The organism is Rhodococcus sp. CH91 (assembly GCF_022554085.1).
GTDB lineage: Bacteria > Actinomycetota > Actinomycetes > Mycobacteriales > Mycobacteriaceae > Rhodococcus.
The window spans coordinates 332,159-349,482 of record NZ_JAKFYR010000004.1 but is presented as its reverse complement, the minus strand read 5'-3'; the positions used below and the strand labels follow the sequence as shown (position 1 = coordinate 349,482).

At 69.2% G+C, this 17,324-nt stretch carries 17 protein-coding genes; 10 read left to right on the top strand and 7 right to left on the bottom strand.

The window, feature by feature from the left end:
* A complete protein-coding gene (locus MOM01_RS10855; RefSeq protein ID WP_241385424.1) occupies positions 1–795 on the bottom strand; it encodes an enoyl-CoA hydratase-related protein in 795 nt (264 codons plus the stop codon).
* Positions 792–2,306 carry an acetyl-CoA acetyltransferase gene (locus MOM01_RS10850; protein ID WP_241385423.1) on the bottom strand — a complete coding sequence of 505 codons (1,515 nt, stop codon included), beginning with the start codon at positions 2,304–2,306 and terminating at the stop codon, positions 792–794. Before MOM01_RS10850 ends, MOM01_RS10855 begins: the two co-directional genes overlap by 4 nt.
* 100 nt (positions 2,307–2,406) lie before the next feature.
* On the opposite strand from MOM01_RS10850, the gene MOM01_RS10845 reads away from it, so the two are divergent.
* The 5 genes from MOM01_RS10845 to MOM01_RS10825 all read left to right on the top strand — a co-directional run bounded on the left by MOM01_RS10845 (position 2,407) and on the right by MOM01_RS10825 (position 5,846).
* Positions 2,407–3,009, top strand: coding sequence for a TetR-like C-terminal domain-containing protein (locus MOM01_RS10845; protein ID WP_241385422.1), 603 nt, complete (start codon positions 2,407–2,409; stop codon positions 3,007–3,009).
* A 113-nt stretch (positions 3,010–3,122) separates the two neighbouring features.
* Positions 3,123–3,605, top strand: coding sequence for a nuclear transport factor 2 family protein (locus MOM01_RS10840; RefSeq protein WP_241385421.1), 483 nt, complete (start codon positions 3,123–3,125; stop codon positions 3,603–3,605).
* A 15-nt stretch (positions 3,606–3,620) separates the two neighbouring features.
* Positions 3,621–4,052, top strand: coding sequence for a VOC family protein (locus MOM01_RS10835; protein WP_241385420.1), 432 nt, complete (start codon positions 3,621–3,623; stop codon positions 4,050–4,052).
* 36 nt (positions 4,053–4,088) lie between these two features.
* The gene (locus tag MOM01_RS10830) at positions 4,089–4,760 is read left to right on the top strand and encodes a pyridoxine/pyridoxamine 5'-phosphate oxidase (RefSeq protein WP_241385419.1); all 672 of its coding nucleotides are present in this window, start codon (positions 4,089–4,091) and stop codon (positions 4,758–4,760) included.
* Between the two features lie 48 nt (positions 4,761–4,808).
* Complete coding sequence (locus MOM01_RS10825) at positions 4,809–5,846, top strand: enoyl-CoA hydratase/isomerase family protein (RefSeq protein ID WP_241385418.1); 1,038 nt, start codon at positions 4,809–4,811, stop codon at positions 5,844–5,846.
* A 40-nt stretch (positions 5,847–5,886) separates the two neighbouring features.
* Here the strand turns inward: MOM01_RS10825 and MOM01_RS10820 are convergent, their stop codons facing one another.
* Positions 5,887–6,504: a hypothetical protein gene (locus MOM01_RS10820; RefSeq protein ID WP_277609504.1), complete on the bottom strand. Its 618-nt coding sequence runs from the start codon at positions 6,502–6,504 to the stop codon at positions 5,887–5,889.
* Between the two features lie 101 nt (positions 6,505–6,605).
* A complete protein-coding gene (locus tag MOM01_RS10815; RefSeq protein WP_277609503.1) occupies positions 6,606–8,315 on the bottom strand; it encodes a peptide chain release factor 3 in 1,710 nt (569 codons plus the stop codon).
* Positions 8,316–8,506: 191 nt separating this feature from the next.
* On the opposite strand from MOM01_RS10815, the gene MOM01_RS10810 reads away from it, so the two are divergent.
* The gene (locus MOM01_RS10810) at positions 8,507–10,144 is read left to right on the top strand and encodes a fatty acyl-AMP ligase (protein WP_241385416.1); all 1,638 of its coding nucleotides are present in this window, start codon (positions 8,507–8,509) and stop codon (positions 10,142–10,144) included.
* Between the two features lie 11 nt (positions 10,145–10,155).
* Here the strand turns inward: MOM01_RS10810 and pth are convergent, their stop codons facing one another.
* From pth to MOM01_RS10795, 3 genes are all read right to left on the bottom strand, one after another.
* On the bottom strand, positions 10,156–10,728 hold the full coding sequence (pth, locus tag MOM01_RS10805) for an aminoacyl-tRNA hydrolase (RefSeq protein WP_241385415.1): 573 nt from the start codon (positions 10,726–10,728) through the stop codon (positions 10,156–10,158).
* A 113-nt stretch (positions 10,729–10,841) separates the two neighbouring features.
* Positions 10,842–11,447: a 50S ribosomal protein L25/general stress protein Ctc gene (locus tag MOM01_RS10800; RefSeq protein WP_241385414.1), complete on the bottom strand. Its 606-nt coding sequence runs from the start codon at positions 11,445–11,447 to the stop codon at positions 10,842–10,844.
* Positions 11,448–11,676: 229 nt separating this feature from the next.
* The gene (locus MOM01_RS10795) at positions 11,677–12,855 is read right to left on the bottom strand and encodes an aminotransferase class V-fold PLP-dependent enzyme (protein WP_241385413.1); all 1,179 of its coding nucleotides are present in this window, start codon (positions 12,853–12,855) and stop codon (positions 11,677–11,679) included.
* Between the two features lie 151 nt (positions 12,856–13,006).
* Here MOM01_RS10795 and egtA point away from each other — a divergent pair, with 151 nt between their 5' ends.
* The 4 genes from egtA to egtD are packed head-to-tail and all read left to right on the top strand — an operon-like array spanning position 13,007 to position 17,223.
* Positions 13,007–14,236 carry an ergothioneine biosynthesis glutamate--cysteine ligase EgtA gene (gene egtA / locus MOM01_RS10790; protein WP_241385412.1) on the top strand — a complete coding sequence of 410 codons (1,230 nt, stop codon included), beginning with the start codon at positions 13,007–13,009 and terminating at the stop codon, positions 14,234–14,236.
* Positions 14,197–15,528: an ergothioneine biosynthesis protein EgtB gene (egtB, locus tag MOM01_RS10785; protein WP_277609502.1), complete on the top strand. Its 1,332-nt coding sequence runs from the start codon at positions 14,197–14,199 to the stop codon at positions 15,526–15,528. The genes egtA and egtB overlap by 40 nt, the downstream gene beginning before the upstream one ends.
* The gene (egtC, locus tag MOM01_RS10780) at positions 15,521–16,270 is read left to right on the top strand and encodes an ergothioneine biosynthesis protein EgtC (RefSeq protein WP_241385410.1); all 750 of its coding nucleotides are present in this window, start codon (positions 15,521–15,523) and stop codon (positions 16,268–16,270) included. The genes egtB and egtC overlap by 8 nt, the downstream gene beginning before the upstream one ends.
* Positions 16,267–17,223, top strand: coding sequence for an L-histidine N(alpha)-methyltransferase (gene egtD / locus MOM01_RS10775; RefSeq protein ID WP_241385409.1), 957 nt, complete (start codon positions 16,267–16,269; stop codon positions 17,221–17,223). Before egtC ends, egtD begins: the two co-directional genes overlap by 4 nt.
* Positions 17,224–17,324: the final 101 nt, after the last annotated feature.

Sequence of the window (17,324 nt, the reverse complement as noted above, 5' to 3'; positions counted from 1 at the left end):
CTATTCGCCCTTCCAGACGGGTGCGCGCTTCTGCATGAAGGCCATGACGCCTTCGAGGGTGTCGGCGCTGGTGGTCAAGCGCGCGAGCGCCTTGTCGGTCAGGTCCCATGCCTGGTCCTCGGCGGGAACGTTGCCGTCGATGATGCCACGGGCGACGGTCTTGCTCGCCTGCACGGCGAGCGGTGCGCCGGCCGCGATGTCGGCCGCGAGAGCCAGGGCTGTGTCGAGGACCTCGGGCTGCGGGACGACCCGGTTGACCAGTCCCCAGCGCAGGGCGTCGGCAGCCGGCATGGGCTTGCCGGTCAGGACGAGTTCCATCGCCACGGCGCGGGGGATCGCCTGGCCGATGCGGAACACCCCGCCGGCTCCGGCGATCAGGCCGCGGTGGACCTCGGGCAGCCCGAATTCCGCAGTGTCGGAGGCGACGACGAGATCGCTCGCGAGGGCGAGTTCGGTACCGCCGCCGAGCGCGGTGCCGTTGACCGCCGCGATGACGGGTTTGGAGATGTGGTGCTTGACGACACCCGCGAAACCCCAGTGGGCGGTATCGGGTGGAGTGACCCCCTCCGGTCCTTTGGTGCCGAGTGCCTTGAGATCCGCGCCGCCACAGAAGACGGCGTCGCCGGCGCCGGTGAGCACCACGACACGCACCTCGCGTTCGGATTCGGCGCGTTCCCATGCCTCACCGAGGGCCTGGTGCACCTCGGCATTGATGCTGTTGGCCGCCTTGGGGCGGTTGATGGTGACGAGCAGGACGTGCTCGCGCTGTTCGACGAGAACGACGGGTTCGCTCACGACAGGGACTCCTCGGGGGACGGGTTCTCGGTGCGGGTGACGGTGAGGTGGCCGCCGTCGTCGGCGACGTGCACGGTCTCGCCGACGATGTCGGCTCCGGCGGCGAGGATCGCCGCGCCGGCGGCATCGGTCCGGCCGGAGACCCGTCGGCCGTCGGGGGTCAGGCCGACGAGGAAACCGATCGACGGGTTACCGTCGCGTCCGAATTCTGCGGTGGCGGTGACGATCCGAACGTCTCCGGTGTAGTCGGGTGCGGCTTCCGGCGCGGAGGGTTCGAGCACGACGTGCTCGGGATCGCCCACATATCCGTCGGTGTGGGGAGCACAGCCGAGGACCACGACGTGCTGGTAGGTCAGATAACCGCCGTTGCCGTGTACGAGGGCGAGCTCACCGTCCTCGCGCAGGCGCTTGGCGACCGCGACGACCGAGTGCAGGGTGTAGCTGTTGAGCGGGCCGCCGAAGAACGAGTGGCCGCCGGTCACCGACGGCACGGTGTCGCGGGGGAGGCCGAGTTGTTCGATCAGCAGCTTCGGCACCACGGGGAAGCAGCTGTAGGCATCGATGATGTCGAAGTCCGTGGGCCGCAGATCGGTGGCCGAGAGGGTCCGGCGCAGCGCGTCGTCCAATGCTGCGGAACGTCCGAAGTCGCCGCGCGCGAGCACGTCTCCGGGTTCGGTCGCTCCCGCTCCACCCCACACGTAGAGCAGGCGGTCCTCGGCGACCCCGAGCTCGCGGGCGACGGCGAGCGAGGTGACGACCACGGCCGCGGCCTGGTCGACGAACGGCATCGCGTTGAGCAGCAGCGGGTAGGGATCGGTGACCAGCCGGTTCTTCCCGGCGACGGTGCGGATCTCCTCGGCGGTGCGGCGCTCGGGGTTCCAGGAGGCAGGATTGTCGGCGGCGAATTCCGAGAAGGCCGCGTACAGCGTCGCCGACCAGTCGAGCGACTGTTCGCGCGAGTGCCCGAGATCGTGGCTGAGCCGGTTCTCGAACAGCGGGTAGACCCGGGTGGGCGCGACCATGCCGGAGCGCTGCATCGCGGGGCTGCCGAGGTCCTCGTTGCTGATCGGTGCCGGACCGCCGGGGGCGGTGGTCCAGCCGAGGGTGGCCGGATCGGTTCCGGCCTTGTACGAGTTGGTCACCGAGGCCTGTGCCTCACCGCCGACGAGCAGTGCGACGGTGCTGGTGCCCGCGGCGATGTCGTGGGCGATGCGGTCGAGCACGGCCGCGGGCCAGTGGCCGCCGATGGGGGTCGTCGACGTGTGTTCGGCAGTCGCGCCGAGGCGTTCGGCGAGCAGTCCCGGCAGGTCGTCGTAATTCCAGCTCGCGGTCTTGATCGCGCGGATGGTGTCGATGCGCGTGGCGAGGTCGACGCCTGCGTCGGCGATCGCGGCCAACGCGGCCTCGTGGACGAGGTCGAGCGGTTCACGCGGGTCGGCGGGCGCACCGGCGCGGCCCGATCGCAGGTCGCCGACGCCGATCACGACGGGCACCCGGGTGGGGTCGGTCATGGTGTTCCTTCGGTCGTGCTCTGGGAGAGGAGGACGCCGCCAGCTTAATACGGACTGTTTCAGTCTGTAAATCATCGACGGTCTGGCACACTTGCCTGACGTGAGCGAAGTACCCACCCCGCGACGCCGCGGCCGCCCCCGCGACGCCGACCTCGAGGATCGCGTGTTCGACGCCGTGCTCGAGGTGTATTCCGAGACGAGCTGGCGCGGGTTCACCCTCGATGCGGTGGGCCGGCGTGCTCGCGTGGGACGGGCCGCGCTGTACCGACGCTGGACGGACAAGAACGATCTGCTGGTACAGGCGCTCGAGGCGCGCAGTCCGCTGCCCGTGCCCATCGACACCGGAGCCCTCCGATCGGACCTCGTCGAACTCGCCCGGCAACTGCTGCGTGGTTACCGGACCGCACCGGGTCTGGTGAGTCTGCGCGTCGCCTTGGACGCCCGCGCGAATCCCGAACTGCTCGCCCGGCTCACCGACACCCTCAATCGCAGCCGCGTGCTCGCTGCCCGCACGATCGTGCACCGTGCGGTCGAGCGTGGCGAGCTCCCCGCCGATACCTCGGCGACCCTGGTGCTCGAGATGGTCACCGGCACCGTGCTCAGCCATGCCCTGTTCGCGCTGACGACGCCGGACGAGGATGCCGACGACGAATACGCCGGACTCGTCGTCGACGCGACCATCCGTGCACTGCGGCGTCCGTGACCGAATCGCGACCGGATGCGCCCTGGTGAGAGTGTGATTCCGGCCGCCCGGGGCACTGATCCGGGCTAGCCTGGATGCGAGTACTCGCAGGGGGTGGCTATGGGAGGCCGACGATGGATCTGCAGGCGGTAGCGGAGATCATGCGGCTGAAGTACCGCTACGCGCGTGCACTCGACACGAAGGACTGGAACGAACTCGCGAGCACTCTGACGCCGGACGTCGACGCCGTCTACGGAGAACATCTCGTCTTCGACTCGCGCGACGCCTTCATCGGTTTCCTCGAGAACACGCTCGCCACCCGCCTGATCACGGAGCACAGATGCTCCCATCCCGAGATCGAATTCTCCGAGGACGGTCGCAGTGCGACCGGCGTATGGCTCCTGTCGGACACCGTGATCATCCCCGAGGACGGAATGCTCCTGCGAGGCTCGGCCTACTACCACGATCGGTACAGCCTCGGCGAGGACGGATGCTGGCGCATCAGCCGCACGGGTTACCGGAGGAACTGGGAAACCGTCACCCCGATGGGCGAATCCGGGTCGGTGAGACTGACCACCAACCGGTGGGCGATGCTGCAACAGCCGAGGGCCTCCTGAGGGAGGTCCGCGACGATGGCCACCGGAGGGTTCTCGGATTTTCCCCGCCCGGGTGCGCTGCCCTATCTCACCGTGCCCCGGGCGCACGAGGCGATCGAGTGGTACACGCGGGTGTTCGGCGCCTCCCTCACCGCCACGCCGGTGGTGGTGGACGACGGACGGGTGGGTCACGCGGAGCTCCGTTTCCCGAGTGGAATGGTCTATCTCGCAGACGAATTCCCGGAACTCGGCCTCATCGCACCCCGGGAGGGAGCGGTCTCGGTGAGCTTGATGCTCGAGGTGGCGGACACCGATACGGTGCTCACCGCTGCCCGTCTGGCCGGTGGTTCGGTCGAACGATGGATCAACGACGCCCACGGCCATCGCAACGCCACCCTGCTCGACCCCTTCGGTCATCGCTGGATGCTCGTCGGCCCGTCGACGGGCAAGCTGCCCCCGTCCCGATGACAGGCCTCATCCGCCCCGCGGCGGTACCATGCGGCGATGAGCGAGATCGCGCGCCGCGGTGAGTTTCCCGATACCCGCGGCTGGATCCGGGCACTGCCCGCATCGTCTGCCCCCGCCCCACGATTCGAGCCCGCGCCGAGCCCCCAGGAGACGTTCGTCGGCTGGCTCACCCAAGCCGCCGAAGCCGGGATCGCCGAGCCGCACGCGGCGACACTGTCGACCGTCGACCCGGCCGGGATGCCCGACGCCCGGACGCTGCTGATCAAAGATGTCACCGACGAGGGCTGGTGGTTCTCCGGCGACGACCGTTCCCCGAAGGGCCGCCAACTCGCGGCGACACCCGCCGCCGCGCTCACCGTCTACTGGCGCGAACTCGGCCGCCAGGTCCGCGTGCGCGGCCCGGTCCTGGTCGGAGGTCCCGAGGTGCGCGCACGCGACTTCCGGGAGCGGTCCGTCTTCGCCCGCGCAGTCGCATCGACGGGAAGACAGAGCGACGTCCTCGCCGATCCCGGTGAGTACGAGCGACTCCTGCGGGAACGTCTCACCGCCCTCGAGGCGGATCCGGCCCTCGTGCCGGAGCACTGGACCGCGTGGTGCGTCGCCGCCGAGACGGTCGAGTTCTGGCAGTCCGATCCCGGACGACGGCATCTGCGTTACCGCTACCGCCGGTCCGGTGACCGCTGGCTCACCGACGAACTACATCCGTGACGTGGCGCGTGGCGGGACATCGGGGGCGCGACCGGTAGGCTCCGGCCCGTGAACGAGTCCTTCATCCGCACACGCGTCGCCAACGGAGTCGGCGAAGTGCAGCTCGACCGGCCCGACGCGCTCAACGCGCTCGACCGGTCGATGATCCGCGACGTCTACTCGTCGCTTCTCGCGTGGCGCGACGACCCGGCCGTCACGGCCGTGCTCGTCACCAGCTCGTCCGAGCGTGCGTTCTGCGCCGGGGGCGACGTCAAGCCGGTCCGCGAAGTGGCCCTCGAAGGACGATTCGACGCCGTCCGGGAGTACTTCTCCGACGAGTACCGCCTCGACGAACTCGTCGCCACTTATCCGAAGCCCTATCTCGCGGTGCTCGACGGCGTCACCCTGGGCGGCGGTCTCGGGATCTCGGTACACGGCGCGGTGCGCGTGACCACCGAGAAGACGACGATGGCGATGCCCGAGACGGCCATCGGCTTCGTTCCGGACGTCGGGTCGAGTCACTTCCTGCCGCGTCTGCGCGGTACCACGGCGCGCTGCGACGCGGTGGGGATGTATCTCGGGCTCACCGGTGCCCGCAGCGAGGCGGGCGACGCGCTGGCGGTGGGCCTGGCCACGCACTACGTGCCCAGTGCGCGCATCGACGATTTCGCCGATCGCATCCGTGCCGGGCAGTGGCGCGACGCTCTCGACGAGTTCGTCGAACCGTCACCCGAATCCTCCCTGGCACACCGTTTCCCCGACATCGAGACGGTGTTCGGAGACGGGACGGTGCTCGACATGATGACCCGCCTCGACGAGCTCCCCGACATCGACGCGTCGTGGGCCGAGCAGACCCGCGCGGCCGTGCGCGCGCTGTCGCCGACGAGCGTGTGGGCGACCGCCGAACTGATGCGCCGCGGGGCCGAGAGCACCCTCGGCGAGTGCTTCGCCCGCGAACTCGACCTGGCGGTGCGTGTCGCTGCGACACCGGACTTCGCCGAAGGGGTGCGTGCCGTTCTGGTCGACAAGACCCGCGACCCACGCTGGTCGCCGGCGGCGCTCGAAGACGTCGATCCGGCCGGGATCTCGGAGCTGTTCGGCGACTGATCGCGCAGGAGCGCGGACCGGACGGCTGCGTGCTGCCCGCCTACCGGGCGTGGCGCTGCGGTACCTGGAGGTCGACGACGATCGGCTGTCCACCGAGGGTCGCGTGGATCTCCGGCTTCTCGAGCCCGCCGGCGAGCAGGTATTCGCCGAGCAGTGTGAGCAGTTCGTCGTTGTCCGCCATCGGATCGCCGTGAGTACCTGCGGTGCGCGATTCGCGGGAGGTCAGTTCGTTCTGGGCGAGCCGCGCGGCGATCCGCACCGACGCCACGCCCATCGAGTTCCGGCGGGACGGGACCGGGCTCGGAGTCGTCGTGATCGTGCCGAGACTCTCGGTCGCCGTTGCCGTCGCCGTGGTGGCGGGCCCGCTCGTGGAGCCGTTCGTGCCGGTGCTGCTCACCAGGATCGTTCCTTCCTCGGAATTGCCGGCGCCCACCCCGCCGGCCGGGTCACCGAGGAGCGGCGACGGGTCGGCCGCTCGCGCACGGTGTGTTCCGGGATCCGACGCGCTCGTCAGTGGGGTACTGCTCGGAAGAGGAGTGCTCGGCAGCGGATAGACGAAGGTTCCCGAACGCTTCGCGCGTCCGGACCGTCTGCTCGCATCCGCCGTCCCATCGGACGACAGGCCTTCGCCGGCCGTGGCCGGTTCGTCGTCGTTCATCGACACAACTCCTGATTCCACCCGAATACGCCGGATCGACGAAAGGGAAAGTATCAGTAAAATCCGCTGGACGCACTACCCGTCCGGCGTCGTCGGGACGCTCAGTCGGTCGCCGCGACGAGCGGTTCGAGAGTCAGCTCCGGCAGTTCCTTGAGGATGTACTGCAGCCGCCACTTGTCGCTGACGAGCGCGAGGAGCACGCCGTCCGACCGGGTGAACACCTCGACGCCGCGCTGGCGGTTCAGTTCGTCGGCCGAGGCCGCATCGGTGCGACGCGCGAGCGAGTAGCCGAGAGGCTCGATCTTCGGGTCGACGCTGTACTCGGCCTTCATCCGCGCCGCGACCACCTCGAACTGCATCGGCCCCACGGCCGCCATCACCGGCGACGCGTCGCCGCGGACGTCGTTGCGGAGGATCTGCACGACGCCCTCGGAGTCGAGCTGGTCCACGGCCTTGCGGAACTGCTTGTACTTCGAGGCGCTCTCGGCCCGCAGGATCGCGAAGTGCTCGGGCGCGAACGACGGGATGGGCGGGAACTCCACCTTCTTGTCGACGTAGAGGGTGTGGCCCGGCGCCAGCGCGGTGGCGTTGACCAGGCCGACGACGTCGCCGGGATAGGCGTTCTCCACTGTGGAGCGTTCGCGGCCGAAGACCGTCAGCGCGTACTTGGTGGCGAAGGGTTTCCCGGTCTGGGCGTGCGTGACGACCATTCCCCGCTCGAAGACCCCGGAGACGACCCGCATGAACGCGAGCCGGTCGCGGTGGGCGGTGTCCATGCCTGCCTGCACCTTGAACACGACGGCACTGAACGGATCGTCCACTTCCCGGGGAGTGCCGTCGACGGCGAGCCGGGCACGCGGCGGTGGGGCGAGCGTGACGAGGGTGTCGAGGATCTGGCGGACACCGAAGTTCAGCATCGCGGAGGCGAAGATCACCGGGGAGGTCTGTCCGGCGAGGAACATCTCCTGGTCGTGGTCCTGGCCGCTGGCGGAGAGCAGTTCGGACTCCTCCACCGCTTCCACCCAGGCGTCGTCTTCGCGGTCGAGCGCCTCCTCGGGGGACAGATGCTCCTCGGGCGCGATCTTCGCGCCGCCCGCGGTGCGGGTGAACTTGATGTACTCGACCGCGGCACCGTCCTCGCCACGGCGCAGCAGGCCACGGAAGTCGCCGGCGATACCCACCGGCCAGAACAGCGGGGTCGGTGTCAGCCCGATGCGCTCGTCGATCTCGTCGAGCAGTTCCAGCGGTGCCCGGCCGGGACGGTCCCACTTGTTGATGACGGTGACCACGGGAATGCCGCGGTGACGACACACCTGGAACAGCTTGAGGGTCTGGGGCTCGAGACCCTTGGCCGCGTCGATGAGCATGACAGCGGCGTCGACCGCGGTGAGGACCCGGTAGGTGTCCTCGGAGAAGTCGGAGTGGCCCGGGGTGTCGACGAGATTGACCACGTTGACGATCTCGTCCTCGGTGCCCGCAAGGTCCGATCGTGTGTAGTTGAACTGGAGCGCCGTGGAGCTCACGGAGATCCCGCGCGCCTTCTCCATCTCCATCCAGTCGGAGACGGTCGATTTGCGCCCGGCCTTGCCGTGGACCGCTCCGGCCTCCGAGATCACCTTCGCATGCAGGGCGAGTGCCTCGGTGAGCGTGGACTTACCGGCGTCGGGATGGGAGATGACGGCGAAGGTACGCCTGCGCTCGGCTTCGGCGCGGACCTCCTTCGCGGACGCGGGCTTCGCGGCGCCGGAGGACTGCGCAGGCTCCGTCGTGCCGTGGGATCGGATGTCGGCCGAAGCAGGCGGGGTGCTCAACGCGGAAAACCTCTCGAAGGGGGCAGGGGGTGGGGCACTATCGCCGCCAACTCGTCCATGTTACTCGGCGATTCGGTGTCGATTTCCGCCAGATTCGGTCACGTTTGCCGGAGGCCGCCCGTCCCGGCCGCTCCCGGGCTCACACTGATGTGCAACTACCCGATCGTGCATCACCGGACGAGGGAGTGCTTGTGAGCAGGTTCACCGAGGAGATGTATGCGGCGGCGGAAGCGGATACCGGTGCACTCGTCACCGGAGAACCGGATGTCCCGCTGCGGCAGAGCTGGGGCGTGATCCACCGGCAGGCCCGGAGCATGGCCGGTGCGCTGGCCGCCGCAGGCATCGGCCCGGGCGACGCCGTGGGGGTCCTCGCCGGGCAGCCGGTGGACATCGCGCCGGTCTGCCAGGCGGTGTGGATGCGCGGAGCGAGCGTGACGATGCTGCACCAGCCGACTCCGCGCACCGACCTGCAGTTGTGGTCACGCGACACCGAGGTCGTCCTGAGGATGATCGACGCGCGGGCCGTCGTGCTCGGTGCCCCCTTCGAGATCGCGGAACCCCTGCTGCGCGAGCGCGGCGTCTCGGTCCTCACGGTGGAGCGGATGCGGGAGGGCGAACCCGTCGATCCCGTCGACACCGCGGAGTCGGACATCGTGCTGCAGCAGCTCACGTCGGGGTCGACGGGTTCGCCGAAGGCCGTGCAGATCACCCACGCGAACTTCCACGCCAACGCCGCCGCGATGATGGATCGCGTCAAGTTCTCGCTCGACGGCGACGTGATGGTCAGCTGGCTACCGCTCTTCCACGACATGGGCATGGTGGCCTTCCTCAGTGTCCCCATGCAGGTGGGTGCCGAAGTCGTCTCGGTCACCCCGCTCGACTTCCTGCGCTCGCCGATCCTGTGGGCGGAACTCATCAGCAAGTACCGGGGAACTCTCACGGCAGCACCGAATTTCGCGTACTCGCTGCTGGCGCGGAAATTGTCGCAGGCACCCGACGGAGCTGTGGACCTGTCGTCGATGCGCTGGATGTGGAACGGTGCCGAACCCGTCGATCCCGACACGATGGAGACGCTCGCGGCAGCCGGCGAGCGATTCGGCCTCGATCCCGCTGCTCTGGCGCCCTCCTACGGCATGGCCGAGACGACGCTCGCGGTGTCGGTGCCCGATCCGGGACGGGGGATGGTGCTCGACGTGGTGGACCCCGACCTGCTCGAAGCGGGAGGGATGGCGGTGCCCACCGCCAGGCCGCACGCCCGCAGGATGCCCACCCTCGGACGACTCGTGGCCGGTCTCGAAGGCCGCGTCGTCGACCGCGACGGACAGTCGCTGCCGCCGCGCGGAGTGGGCATCATCCAGTTGCGCGGTGCATCCGTGACCCGTGGCTACATCACGGTGGACGGGCCCGTGCCGGCGCAGGACGAGCACGGCTGGCTCGACACCGGTGACGTCGGTTACTTCACCGAGGACGGGCTCGTCGTGGTGTGCGGGCGGATCAAGGACGTCATCATCATGGGTGGCCGCAACGTCTATCCCACCGACATCGAACGAGCGGCGGGAAGCGTCGACGGAGTACGGCCCGGCAACGCCGTCGCCATCCGGCTCGATGCCGGAGAGAAACGCGAGTCGTTCGCGGTGGCCGTGGAGACCAAACTCTTCGAGGATCCCGAGGAGGTACGCCGCATCGAACACGACGTCGTGCACGCGGTGGTCGCGGAGGTGGGGGTCCGGCCCCGCACGGTGGCGGTACTCGGCCCCGGCAGCATCCCGAAGACCTCCTCGGGCAAACTGCGGCGGGGGACGTCGCTGGCGTTGCTCTCACACGGCTGACACCGCACGCGTCAGTGGACGCGGTTCTGGGCGCCTTCGAGGCCGAGCTTCAGGAGCAGTTCGACGGCGTCGGCGCCCTCTTCGCACCACACGTCGAGTTCCTTGCGTTCGGGCGCCGAGAACGGCTTGAGCACGAAATCGGCCGGATCCTGCCGGCCGGGCGGACGGCCGATGCCCATCCGCACACGCAGATAGTCCTTCGTGCCGAGGGCCGAGGACGTCGAGCGCAGACCGTTGTGGCCGTTCTCTCCACCACCGAGCTTGAGCCGGATCGTCCCGAAATCCAGATCGAGTTCGTCGTGCACGACGATCACGTTCGCCGGTTCGACGGAGAAGAACTTCGCCAGTGCGGCGACCGGCCCACCCGACAGGTTCATGTAGGTCCGCGGCTTGGCGACGATCACCTGCCGCCCGTCGAGCCGGGCCTGCACGATGTCGGCGTTGCTGCGCTTGTGCGCGGAGAACCTGCCGCCGACGCGCCCGGCCAGCACGTCGGCCACCATGAATCCGATGTTGTGCCGGGTGTTCTCGTATTTCGGTCCGGGATTGCCCAGGCCCACCACGAGTGCGGTGTCGTCACCCACGTGCAGATCCTTCCGTGCATTCGAACGACGTGCGGCGCGCCACCCCGAAGGGATGACGCGCCGCACGAACGACTTCACAGGGAGTCCGACTTCTCGAGAGAGTCGGGGGAGGCTCAGGCCTCCTCGGTCTCACCTTCGGCAGCTTCCTCGTCCTCGGCACCCATGGCGCCGGCGGACGGGGCCTCGACGATGTTCACGAGGAGCAGCTCGGGATCGTCCTGCAGGGTCGAGCCGGCGGGCAGCTCGACGCCACCGGCCAGGATCTGGGTGCCGGCCTCGGCGCCCTCGATGGAGACGGTGATCTCCTCGGGAAGGTTGAGGGCATCGGCTTCGATCTTGATGGTGTTGACCTCGTTGACCACGAGGGTCGCCGACGCGGGCTCGCCCTGGAGGACGACGGGAACCTCGACCGTGACCTTCTCGCCCTTCTTCACGACGAGCAGGTCGGCGTGCTCGATGTAGCGGCGGATCGGGTGCACGACGACCGACTTGGTCAGTGCGAGCTGCTCGTCACCGTCGATGTCGAGGGTGAGGATGGCGTTGGTGCCGTGGGCACGCAGCACGGCTGCGAACTCGAGATCGGGGAGGGCGAGGTGCCGGGGCTCGGTGCCGTGGCCGTAGAGGACGGCGGGGACCTGGCCGGCGCGACGGGCGCGGCGTGCGGCACCCTTGCCGAACTCGGTGCGGACGCTGGCTACGAGACGATTCTCGTCGGACATGGCTTGGGGCTCCTACGCTGGTGGCACTTCGTGGTCGGGTGTTCTCGAACGAACGGAGCCGACACGCGCGACCAGGAGCACGAGCTCATCCGTCGCAGCCGCGTCGATCACGGTGATCCAGCGAAATTGCGGTTCACCCTCGCCGAGACAACTCGAACCACTTTACCGGACGGATTCGGGCAGTGACAAACGCCCCTGCACCGTGCACCGGGGGGGCGGCCGGGCACCGTCACGGCCGGGTGAGATCGCGCACCGAGGCGAGGAAGGCGTCGATATCCGCGGGGGAGACGAAATAGTGCGGTGACGCGCGCACCACCGAGTCCAGATTCCGCGACGACATGTCGAGCAGTGTGGAACTGCGGCCGCTGACCGTGACGGTCACCGACTGCCGCGCGAGTGCGTCGCGCACCGCGGCCGGCTCCCACCCTTCCACGGTGAACGAGACGATTCCGCTGCGCTGTTCACCGAGATCGGTGACGGTGACTCCGGCGATATCGGAGAGTCCGTTCCGCATCTGCTCCGCGCGCGCGGCGACCGCGGCGGCCACCGCATCCACACCGAGCGCGAGGAGATAGTCCACGGCTGCTCCGAGGCCGAGACGCGCGGCGATGTCGGCCTCCCACATCTCGAAGCGACGCGCGTCGGGCGCGAGTTCGTAGCTGCCGGGGGAGGTCCACTCGGCGCTGTGCAGGTCGAGCGCGGCCGGTTCGAATTCGGCGATCAGCCGGGGGCGGACGTGGAGGAAGCCGGTGCCGCGAGGCCCGCGCAGCCACTTGCGCCCCGTCCCGGACAGGGCGTCGACGTCGAGTTCGGGCACGTTCACCGGCAGTTGTCCCACCGACTGGCACGCGTCGAGCAGGACGAGCGCGCCGACCGAATGCGCGGCGTCGGCCACGGCCCGCACGGGATTGACGAGTCCACCGTTGGTGGGAGCGTGGACGACGGACACGAGCCGCACCCGTTCGTCGAGCATGCGCTCGAGGGCCTCGACGTCGATGCGACCGGACGAATCGGACGGGATCGTCTCGACGACCGCGCCCGTCGTCCGGGCCCGCTGCAGCGCCGCGATCGCGTTCGCGGCGTACTCGGCCTGTGAGAGCAGGATGCGGTCGCCCGGCCCCAGGGGTACCGCGTAGAAGAAGGACGTCCATGCCCGCGACGCGCCGTCGGTGAGGGCGATCGAGTCGTCGGGCACCCCGAAGAGACGGCCGAGTGAGGTCTTCACCGCTGCGAGATCGTCGAGTCGCTCGTTCGCAGCGACGTACCCGCCCACCTCCGCCTCGCGGCGCAGGTGCCCGATCGTCGTGTCGAGTACCGGCGCCGGCGGTAACGACGAGCCCGCACTGTCGAGGAACACCCGATCGGAGCAACCCGGGGTGTCCCTGCGCACCGTCTGCAGGTCGATCATGGCCGCCACCTCCTCGTTCCCCCGAGGACATTACTGCGACGACCGGCCCGGCTACCGGGCGCGCGTCGTGCCGGTGCGTAATCCCCGCATCGGGCCGTCGGGCGCGATAGTCTCGACCGCAGACCTGGCCGACTGTCGAGGGGGTGGACGAATGGCGATGGCTGTCGATGCCGCTGCGGCACGAGACCGCAAGGAACTCGTCTCCCGCGCGGAGGCCGAACATCACGTGCGGACGAAGGCGTTCCGGCTGGGAACTCCCAGGCTGATCGGCGTCGAACTCGAATGGCTCACCGCGCGGGCCGACGGCACCGCGTCCCGCCCGGAACTCGTGACCCTCGTCGAAGCACTGGGGCCGCACGCTCCGCGGACGGTGGCGCCCTCGTCGTCCGCTCGTCCTCTGCCTTCCGGCAGCGCGGTCACCCTCGAACCGGGCGGGCAGGTCGAGCTGTCGAGCGTTCCGTGCACCTCTGCGCGACAGGTGTGCGACCGGCTCACCGCCGACCTGCGCATGCTCCGGGCGCTGCTCGCCCGGCGGTCGGTGACCATGCTCGACCGCGCCGCCGACGAGGTGCGGCCGCCGCACCGCCTGCTGCGCACTCCCCGCTACAGCGCGATGGAACTGCGCTACGACCGCATCGGGCCCATGGGCAGGTTGATGATGAACAGCACCGCGTCGGTGCAGGTCTGCGTCGACGCGGGGGAGGACTATGCCGAAGTGGCGCGCCGCTGGGAGCTTCTGCACGCCGTCGGACCGGCGATGATCGCCGCGTTCGCGTGCTCGCCCCGGCTGCGGGGTGCTCCCGAAGGCGACTGGGTCTCGCAGCGGATGCGTGCCTGGCTCGAGCTCGATCCGGCGCTCGCCCACGTCTCGTCTCCCACCGACTATCCGGCCTGGGTTCTCGACGCTCCGCTCACATGCGTGCGCTCGGACCTGCCCGAATGGCATGCCCCGCCCGGAGCCACCTTCGCCGCGTGGCTGGCGGGAGACCTCGATGCCGACATCCGCCGCCGGCCCACCGTGGCGGATCTCGACTATCACATGACGACACTGTTCCCACCCGTTCGCCCGTGCGGCCATCTCGAGGTGCGGTACATCGACGCCCAGCCCGGCGAATCGTGGCAGGTGCCGGTCGCGGCGTTCGAGGCGTTGCTGTCCACTCCTGCCGTCGCCGACGAGGCGTGCGCGATCGCCTCGCCGGTGCGCGACATGTGGCTCGAGGCAGCCCGCGTCGGGCTCGATTCGTTCGAATTGCGCGCTGCCGCGGCGAGTCTGCTCTCGCTCGCGGCGGAGTCCTCGCCCGACATGCGGTTCACTGCGGCTCTCGACGCGGCCGCGGCTCGATGTCTGCGTGGGCGGGCTCCGGGCGAGGAGGTGCGGTGACCCCCACCCGTGCTGCGCTCAGGCATCATCTCGAGCGGGCGCGTGCCCGCACGGAGGACCTCACCACCGTGCCGGAAGACGTTCTCGTCGCCCAGCATTCACCGCTGATGAGTCCTCTGGTCTGGGATCTCGCCCACATCGCCAATCAGGAGGACCGGTGGCTCGTGCGGCTCGCCGGCGGGCGAGCGGCGGTGCGCGGCGACATCGACGACCTCTACGACGCCTTCCGGCACCCCCGATCGACCCGCACCCGGCTGCCGCTGCTCGATGTCGAGACCGCGCGAAAGTATGCGCGCGAGGTCCGTGATCTCACATGGGACGTGCTCGAGCGCAGTGCATTCGACGACGAACTGACCCGCCGGGGGTTCGTCTTCGCGATGCTCGCGCAGCACGAGCAACAGCACGACGAGACGATGCTCGCGACACATCAACTGCGGCAGGGGACACCCCTGCTCGACGCTCCGGAAGCACCCCGTACGGGCGCTTCACCGGACGTCGCGCGGGTCCGGATTCCTGCGGGCGAATTCGAGATGGGCACGTCCACCGAGCCGTGGGCGCTCGACAACGAGCGTCCGGCGCACGCGGTCTTCGTTCCCGAGTTCGAACTCGACACGGTGCCCGTCACCAACGGGCGTTATCTCGAGTTCGTCGACGACGGTGGTTACGCGCGGCCGGACCTGTGGAGCGAGGCAGGCTGGGCACATCGTGTCGAGGCCGGTCTCGAAGCTCCGCAGTTCTGGCACAGGAATCCCGGTTCCGGTTGGGTGAGAACGTCTTTCGGCAGGGCTCGGGAGTTGCATCCGGACGAGCCCGTGCTGCACGTGTGTTTCCACGAGGCCGAGGCGTTCGCGCGGTGGGCCGGTGGGCGTCTTCCCACGGAGGCCGAGTGGGAGAAGGCGGCGCGGTGGGATCCGGCCACCGGGCGGAGTCGTCGACATCCCTGGGGAGACGAGGAGCCCGGACCCGAACACGCCAACCTCGGCCAGCGCCATCTCGGCCCCGCAGTGGTCGGTGCGTATCCACGCGGGGCGTCTCCGCTGGGGGTCCACCAGTTGATCGGCGACGTGTGGGAGTGGACCTCCTCACCGTTCGTGGGCTATCCGGGTTTCCGCGCCTTCCCGTACCGCGAGTACTCGGAGGTCTTCTTCGGCGGCGAGTACCGGGTCCTGCGCGGAGGATCGTTCGGAACCGACGAGGTCGCGTGCCGCGGCACCTTCCGCAACTGGGATCTGCCGGTCCGCCGGCAGATCTTCGCGGGATTCCGCGTCGCCTACGGGACGGGCGATGTGTAGGCATCTGGCGTATCTCGGGCCGGAGACGAATGTGGCGACGCTGCTGTCGACCGGTACGAACTCCCTGATCCGCCAGTCCTGGACACCCACCGACATGCGTGGTGGCGGAACGATCAACGCCGACGGCTTCGGAGTCGGCTGGTGGACGGCGGAAGGATCTTTCGGGCGCTATCGTTCCGCCTCGCCCCTCTGGTCGGATCCCTTCGTCGGCGGGGGACTGGCCTCGGTGCGATCGCGCACGGTGATCGCGGCGGCACGCTCGGCGACGGAGGGGATGCCGGTCGAACGGTCCGCTGCGGCCCCCTTCGCCGACGACCGCTGGGCGTTCAGCCTCAACGGCGTCGTGCGGGGATGGCCGGGATCGCTCGTCACCCTCGCCGGAGCACTGCCCGTCGCCGAACTCCTGCGGCTCGAGTCCCCGACGGACGCCGCGACCGTATGGCTGCTCCTGCAGTCGCGGTTGCGCTCGGCCGAGCCGGAACCGGCGCTGATCTCGCTCACTCACGATATTCTCGCCCTGGCGCCCGGATCCCGGCTGAACATGTTGTTGTGCAACGAATCCGGAATCTGGGCCACCACCTGGTATCACTCCCTGTGGACGTTCGTGGACGAACACGTCGCGATCGTGGCCTCCGAACCGTTCGACGACGACACTCGCTGGCAGCCCGTTCCCGATCGCCATCTCGTCGCCGCAGTCCCGGGCAAACTCATCGTCTCACCACTGGAGGTCGGCTCACTGTGATCGTCGATGTGCATCTACGTCCCGAGGAGCTCGACGAGAAGTTGCGCGAGGACGCCAGGCGCGGTCTCACCTCGGCCCCGAAGTATCTGTCGCCCACCTGGCTGTACGACGCGCAAGGCAGCGCACTGTTCGAGGAGATCACGCGCCTGCCCGAGTACTACCCCACTCGCACCGAGTTCGCCCTGCTGCAGCAGCGGGCCGCAGATTTCGCCGAAGCGGCCCGGCCGGAGATGCTCGTCGAACTCGGCTCCGGTTCGTCGGAGAAGACCCACGTGCTGCTCGATGCCCTGGAATCACATCTCCATACATACGTACCGCAGGACGTCTCCGAACCGGCACTGCGCTCGGCGGTCGCCCGGTTGTCGGTGGAGTATCCGAATCTGACGGTGCACGGTGTGGTCGGCGACTTCACCGATTCCCTCGCCCGCCTTCCCTCCGGGGGAAAACGCGCGATCGCGTTCCTCGGCGGCACGATCGGCAATCTCGTTCCGAGCGAGCGCGCGGAATTCCTCGCCGGAACCGCCGGGATCCTCCGCACCGGCGAGTGGCTGCTCCTCGGGGCGGGACTCGTCACCGACCTCGACGCCCTGCTCGCGGCCTACGACGACGCCGCCGGGGTGACCGCGGAGTTCGACAAGAACGTGCTGCGGGTCCTCAACGACCGTCTCGACGCGGACTTCGACCCGGACCGCTTCGTCCACCGCGCGGTCTGGGACGCCGAGAACGAGTGGATCGAGATGCGCCTCGAGGCGACCGAGGCGATGGTCGTCCGGATCCCGGGGCTCGACCTCGACATCACCTTCGACGAAGGGGAACAGATCCGCACCGAGATCTCCGCCAAGTTCCGGCTCTCCGGCCTGGCACAGGAACTCGAGGACGCCGGATTCTCCGTCCGGCACGAATGGGTGGATCCCGCAGGCCGGTTCGTCCTGCTCGGCGCCTCACGCCGGTGACCTTGCGGCGCACCGCGCCGGTGACATTGCGGCGCACCGCGCCGGTGACATTGCGGCGCACCGCGCCGGTGACATTGCGGCGCACCGCCCGGGTGAAGACG

Coding starts and splice junctions, on each gene's coding strand:
- MOM01_RS10850 (WP_241385423.1), bottom strand. CDS start 2,306: ATGACCGACCCCACCCGGGTGCCCGTCGTGATCGGCGTCGGCGACCTG.
- MOM01_RS10840 (WP_241385421.1), top strand. CDS start 3,123: ATGGATCTGCAGGCGGTAGCGGAGATCATGCGGCTGAAGTACCGCTAC.
- MOM01_RS10835 (WP_241385420.1), top strand. CDS start 3,621: ATGGCCACCGGAGGGTTCTCGGATTTTCCCCGCCCGGGTGCGCTGCCC.
- MOM01_RS10830 (WP_241385419.1), top strand. CDS start 4,089: ATGAGCGAGATCGCGCGCCGCGGTGAGTTTCCCGATACCCGCGGCTGG.
- MOM01_RS10820 (WP_277609504.1), bottom strand. CDS start 6,504: ATGAACGACGACGAACCGGCCACGGCCGGCGAAGGCCTGTCGTCCGAT.
- MOM01_RS10800 (WP_241385414.1), bottom strand. CDS start 11,447: ATGTCCGACGAGAATCGTCTCGTAGCCAGCGTCCGCACCGAGTTCGGC.
- MOM01_RS10795 (WP_241385413.1), bottom strand. CDS start 12,855: ATGATCGACCTGCAGACGGTGCGCAGGGACACCCCGGGTTGCTCCGAT.
- egtA (WP_241385412.1), top strand. CDS start 13,007: ATGGCGATGGCTGTCGATGCCGCTGCGGCACGAGACCGCAAGGAACTC.
- egtB (WP_277609502.1), top strand. CDS start 14,197: ATGTCTGCGTGGGCGGGCTCCGGGCGAGGAGGTGCGGTGACCCCCACC.
- egtC (WP_241385410.1), top strand. CDS start 15,521: ATGTGTAGGCATCTGGCGTATCTCGGGCCGGAGACGAATGTGGCGACG.